General features: G+C 31.2%; 7 protein-coding genes. All 7 read right to left on the reverse strand.

Features of this window, described 5'->3' with window-relative positions; translation table 11 throughout:
* A partial coding sequence (locus IAA47_05090) for a DUF721 domain-containing protein (protein MBU3842342.1) occupies positions 1-388 on the reverse strand: 388 nt, incomplete at its 3' end.
* Positions 369-1,466 carry a DNA replication and repair protein RecF gene (gene recF, locus IAA47_05095; GenBank protein ID MBU3842343.1) on the reverse strand — a complete coding sequence of 366 codons (1,098 nt, stop codon included), beginning with the start codon at positions 1,464-1,466 and terminating at the stop codon, positions 369-371. The genes recF and IAA47_05090, both read right to left, overlap by 20 nt.
* A gap of 31 nt (positions 1,467-1,497) precedes the next feature.
* A complete protein-coding gene (yaaA, locus tag IAA47_05100; GenBank protein ID MBU3842344.1) occupies positions 1,498-1,704 on the reverse strand; it encodes a S4 domain-containing protein YaaA in 207 nt (68 codons plus the stop codon).
* Between the two features lie 260 nt (positions 1,705-1,964).
* Complete coding sequence (locus tag IAA47_05105; GenBank protein MBU3842345.1) at positions 1,965-3,320, reverse strand: MATE family efflux transporter; 1,356 nt, start codon at positions 3,318-3,320, stop codon at positions 1,965-1,967.
* A 53-nt stretch (positions 3,321-3,373) separates the two neighbouring features.
* Positions 3,374-3,781, reverse strand: coding sequence for a large-conductance mechanosensitive channel protein MscL (mscL, locus tag IAA47_05110; GenBank protein MBU3842346.1), 408 nt, complete (start codon positions 3,779-3,781; stop codon positions 3,374-3,376).
* Positions 3,782-3,853: 72 nt separating this feature from the next.
* Complete coding sequence (locus tag IAA47_05115; protein MBU3842347.1) at positions 3,854-5,206, reverse strand: glucose-6-phosphate isomerase; 1,353 nt, start codon at positions 5,204-5,206, stop codon at positions 3,854-3,856.
* Positions 5,207-5,223: 17 nt separating this feature from the next.
* Positions 5,224-5,661, reverse strand: coding sequence for an S-layer homology domain-containing protein (locus IAA47_05120; GenBank protein MBU3842348.1), 438 nt, complete (start codon positions 5,659-5,661; stop codon positions 5,224-5,226).
* Positions 5,662-5,967 lie beyond the last annotated feature (306 nt).

Below are 5,967 nucleotides of genomic sequence, written 5' to 3' on the forward strand. Positions count from 1 at the left end.
TTTGTAACTCCTCTAATACCTCTTCTTTTTTTATATGAGGCTCTGGATTCTCTATCCCTTCATCCTCACTCTCTCTATTGAGGTACTCATCTCTATTCTCATCTAGATTTCCTGTTCTTACAACAATATCCCTCACTACTTCCTCATCAAAGTAGCTATTTATCCTCTCTATATACTTACTCTTTTCCAGTGTTAGATGATGAATAAACAGAGGACTTTCAGCTCTGATATATAAAACTCCTTCTTTTATATAATCTGGCTGACACTTCTCACAAATTTTACCGACTATCTTTTCCCATTCAGCCTTTAAAATTCCCTCTTTTAATTTTCTGCTCTTTCCAACTGCAGTATCTATCATCTCACTAACATTACTCAATTTCTCTGCCATACTCTATCTCACCACTCTCCACATAGAAATTTTTTGAGTCTATTCCTAACTCTCCAGTAGAACTTAATAATACCTGAATATTTCTCTTCTCTAAATAGTTTAGTATACTATCCTTTCTATTTGAATCAAAGTATGAAGAGATATCATCTATTATAAGAACAGGATTTTCCTTTCTATCTCTTATTACCATATCTATCTCTGATAGTTTTAATGAAAAGATTATAGATTTTTTCTCCCCTTGTGAAGCTGTTGACTTAGCCTCATGTCCATTTAAAATAAATAAAAAATCATCTTTTTGTGGACCACATAGAGAAAAACCATATCTTTTTTCCTGTGAAAAAACCTTTCTTATCCTCTCTCTCAATAGCTCCTCAATCTCCTTTAGAGAAAATTTCTTTATATTTCCCAAGTGAGAATCATAGGTTAAGCTTAGCTCCTTTTTACTATCAAAAAGTTTTCTATAATTGAGATTAAGAATTATTGAAATTTTTTGTACATACTCCAATCTCTTCTCTATAACTTTAGCTCCATACTTTATAAATTCTTCCTCATATACTAAATACTCACTATCCTTTGTCCTCTGCTCCTTTAGATATTTATTTCTTATCTTCAATAACTTATTATAATTTTTTAAATCTTGGAAATACTCACTGTTAGTCTGTGCTATCTCCCCATCAAAAAAACTCCTCCTTATAGATGGAGAACCTGTTATTAAAACAATATCCTCTGGTATATAGGTTACAACATTTAGCTTTCCATAGAACTCATCATACGGTACCTTCTTATTGTTATAATAATACTCTTTTCTATTTTCATTAAATTTAACTGTGAGAGTCTTCTCTCCAATATTATCTCTATATACTATGTAGACTCCTGTCCTTTGAGCTCCATATCTCATCATCTCTGAAGCCTTTGAAGTTCTAAAACTCTTTCCAGTGGCATTGAAATATACAGCCTCTAGTAAGCTAGTTTTTCCCTGTCCATTCTTTCCAAAAAATAGATTAAGTTTTGGAAAAAATTTGACACTACTATCAATTAAATTTCTAAAATTTACATAATTTATCTCTAATATTTCCAAAGCTTAATCCACCCTACTATTCAATATAAATTTACTTAACTAAGAAACTTTGTCCAGCTGCTTCAACTTTATCTCCTGGATATAGCTTTTTACCTCTTCTTAACTCAACCTCTCCATTTACCTTTACATTTCCATCTAGGATAAAGAACTTTGCATCTACTCCTGTATCACAAACTCCTACCCATTTTAAAAATTGATCTAACTTTATAAATTCAGTTGATATTTTTACCTCTTCCATCTTTTACAACTCCTTAATTTTTTATTTAGTCTATCTCATATTGTACCATAATTTTAAGAATTTTTCTATTAAAGTTTGACTTCAAACCCTTTTTAAAATAGTATATTTTTTAAAAGCCCAATTATATTTTTTACTGATATTTTTCTCCTTAGCTTAAATATAACTTATCTTTATATGTATATAAGCAATAATAAAAAAAGAAAATACTAAAAAGCCAAATTATTTACTAGTATGACAATTAGTACTCTCTTTTTATATCTCTATTTCTTTCTAGCCTTCAATATTTTTTTGTAAGTTAAAAGAAAGGTAATTGATGCTATAGTTACAGAACTGATATCTGCGATTGGTTCTGCATAATATATTCCTTTTACTCCCATAAAAAATGGTAGTATAATAGCTAATGGAACAAGTAATATTACCTTTCTTAAAAGAGCTATGAAGATTGAGTATTTAGCTTGTCCCAAAGCTAAAAAAGTTCCCTGTATAGCCTGTTGAATCCCAAATATTACCATTCCTAAAATAAATATTGGCATAAACTTCGAAGTTAAATCAAAAAGCTCTCTATGCTCTGTAAAAATCCCCACATATACTCCTGGAAAAATTACTCCAATTCCTCCCATTACTACAGTTACAGTCAAACATACTCCCAACATTCCTTTAAATGTTTGAAGAACCCTTTTTCTATTTCCTGCCCCATAGTTATAACTTATTACTGGTTGTATCCCTTGGGTAATCCCACTCACTGGTACAGTAATCAGCTGTAGAACACTTGTTAAGATAGACATAGAACCCACATAGATATCTCCACCATATTTTTGTAATCCTGAGTTTAAAGTTAATAATACCAAACTCTCTGTACTTTGCATAATAAATGGAGATATTCCCAACATACCCGTTTTCTTTAAAATATCCCTATCAAAGTATAAACTTTTTAACCTCAACTTAATAACACTCTTTTCCGAGATAAGAAAATATACCACCCAAATTGCACTCATTGCTTGAGATATTACTGTCGCTAAAGCTGCCCCTTTCACTCCCATTCCCAATACAAATATAAATATTGGATCTAGTATTATATTGGTAACAGCACCTATTAAAACTGAGAACATAGCCACTTTAGCGTTTCCCTGCCCACTTATAAAGGTATTTAATCCCAAAGATAGCATAACAAAAATAGTCCCATAGAGATATAGCCCTACATAATCTTGAGCATATCCTATCACATTATCACTAGCCCCAAAAGCGTATAACAGTGGTGTTTTAAAAATTTGAAAGAACACGGTTAATACTATAGAAAAAACTATTAATAGAGCTGCACTATTTCCCAATATTTTCTCCGCTCTATTATAATTTTTAGCTCCTAGTTCAATAGATGCTAGTGGAGCTCCTCCCTGTCCAGCAAAGGCACTAAAAGCTGATACTACCATAATTATTGGAAAAGTTACTCCTACTCCTGTGAGAGCTAAAGATCCTACATCTTTGATATGACCTATATATATTCTATCCACTATGTTATATAGTACATTTATTAATTGAGCTAATACTGAAGGCACTGCCATAATTAAAAATAGCTTAAACAATGGTGTTTTTTCCAACTTTTCAGCTTGATTTTTCATCTTTCCACCTCTCTATTAAAAATTTATTTATATAATAAAAATAGCAAATATTTCTATTTGCTATTTTGACTCTTTAATATATCTCTAATTTCAGTAAGTAAAAGCTCTTCATTAGATGGTTTTGGAGCTGGTTTTGCATCTTCTTGCTTCTTAACTAATTTATTTACAACTTTTATCATAAAGAACACACATAGACAAATTATTGCAAAATCTAATACGTTTTGTAAAAATTGTCCATATTTTACAACAACAGAATCTCCACCTGCTATACTTGATGGCAGTTTTAAACTTAGAGTTGAAATATTTATTTTTCCAGTAAATATTCCGATGATAGGCATAATTATATCGTTAACCATACTTGAAACTATCTTACTGAAAGCTCCCCCTACTATAACCCCGACTGCCATATCTAGTACGTTTCCACGTAATGCAAACTTTTTAAACTCTTCAATAAATTTCATAATCTCTCCTTTTTCATAAGAAAGGGGTGTTATAGATATAACATCCCTCTTTCTTTTTTTATATTTTTAATTTTATTTATTTTCTAATCTTTTATTTAAAATTTCAGCTTCCTTTTCATATCCTTTTTTACCAAGTAAAGCAAACATATTAGCTTTATATGACTCTACTCCTGGTTGGTTGAAAGGATTTACACCAAGGATATATCCACTCATTCCACAAGCTTTTTCAAAGAAGTAGAATAGATATCCTAAGTGGAATGGAGTAGCTTCTGGTACAGTTACTACTAAGTTAGGTACTCCTCCATCTACGTGAGCAAGTAGTGTTCCTTGAGCAGCTTTAGTATTTACAAAATCCATTCCTTTTCCAGCAAGATAGTTTAATCCATCTAGATCAACTTCTTCAGCTTCAATTATTATATCCTCTTCTGGTTTTTCTATTAAAACAGCTGTTTCAAATAGTTCTCTTCTTCCATCTTGGATATATTGTCCCATTGAGTGTAGATCAGTTGAAAAATCTGCTGCTGCTGGGAATAATCCTTTTCCATCCTTACCTTCAGATTCTCCAAATAATTGTTTCCACCATTCACCAAAATAGTGTAATCTTGGCTCATAGTTTATTAACATCTCAATGTTTTTACCTTTTCTATTTAAGATATTTCTTATTGCTGCATATTTGTAACAATCATTCTCTTCAAATGGTGCATTGTAATCATTTTGAGCCTCTCTAGCCCCTGCCATAAGCTCATCTATATCAATTCCTGCACAAGCTATTGGAAGTAATCCAACTGGTGTTAAAACAGAGAATCTTCCTCCTACATCATCAGGAATTACAAAAGTTTCATATCCTTCTTCATCAGCTAATTTCTTTAATGCTCCCTTTGCTTTATCTGTAGTTGCATATATTCTGTTTTTAGCTTCTGCTTTTCCATATTTTTCTTCTATATGTTTTTTTAGAACTCTGAAAGCTATTGCTGGCTCAGTAGTAGTTCCAGATTTAGATATTACGTTGATTGAATAATCTTTTCCTTCTAATATATCTAATAGGTGCTTTAAATACACTCCAGAGATGTTATTTCCTACATAGAATATCTCTGTTCCTTTTCTTTTATCCTTTGGTAAGTTGTTGTAGAAAGTATGAGATAAGAAGTCAATAGCAGCTCTTGCTCCTAAATATGACCCCCCTATTCCAACTACTAAAAGTATATCAGAGTCCCTTTTAATTTTTTCAGCTGCAGCTTTAATTCTTTCAAATTCAGCTTTATCATAGTTTGTAGGTAACTCTATCCATCCTAAGAAATCATTTCCAGCTCCAGTTTTTTCATTTAGAAATTTTTCTGCTGCCAATACTTGTTCTTTCATGAAAGATAATTCTTCTTCTCTTACATACCCAAGTGCCTTAGAATAATCAAATGACAGTTTTTTCATTAATATTCCCTCCTAGTTTATTTTTTATCTTCAAGAGCTTCTATTCTCTTTTGTAACTCATCTATCAGCTTTTCATTTTCATTTACTCTCTCTCTCAAAAGTTCAATTGTCTCATTCATATTATCCAATCTACCATTGAAAGTGCTTGCATCGAAACCTATTCTATTTAACTCCTGAGAAAACTCTAGCATCAGTGCTTCTAAAATATTTAAATCCTCTTTATTTGCTTTTTTTAAATCCATATAGTCGACACTTCTAGCCAGTCCCTCGGCAAACTCATATCTAGTAACTGGTTCATTTCCATTAAATTTATATCTATTCTCTTTTATTATCCCTTTTTCTACTAAAGAGTTTATAGACTTATATGCCCAATGCTCCTTATTTAAATCTTCAAATTTTGTATCTGCAAATAGAAAAGATGATAAAGTAATCAGTAGTATTATTATATATCTCAACTCGCTTTTCCCTCCCTCTTTTTGCTTTATTTTCTTAAGTTTTCTCAACTTTTAGTATAGCATAGAACTAAAATTTTATCCACAAAATTGTTGAGTGAACCTCTCCCACTTAAAATTACTTTGTAATTTTTGAAGTGAGAGCTTCTTTCTTGGGAAGTAGTTGCTTTTGTTAGCCAACTATATTTACCAAGCTATCCCCGTAGTTCCTACGGTTCTTTTTATTTCTTATATTGCTTCTCTTATTCTTAATCCTTCAGCTAATATATTTTTACTTGCATTTATATCTCTATCATGGTATGTATTACA

Origin of the sequence: Candidatus Fusobacterium pullicola (assembly GCA_018883725.1) — a bacterium.
Classification (GTDB): Bacteria; Fusobacteriota; Fusobacteriia; order Fusobacteriales; family Fusobacteriaceae; genus Fusobacterium_A; species Fusobacterium_A pullicola.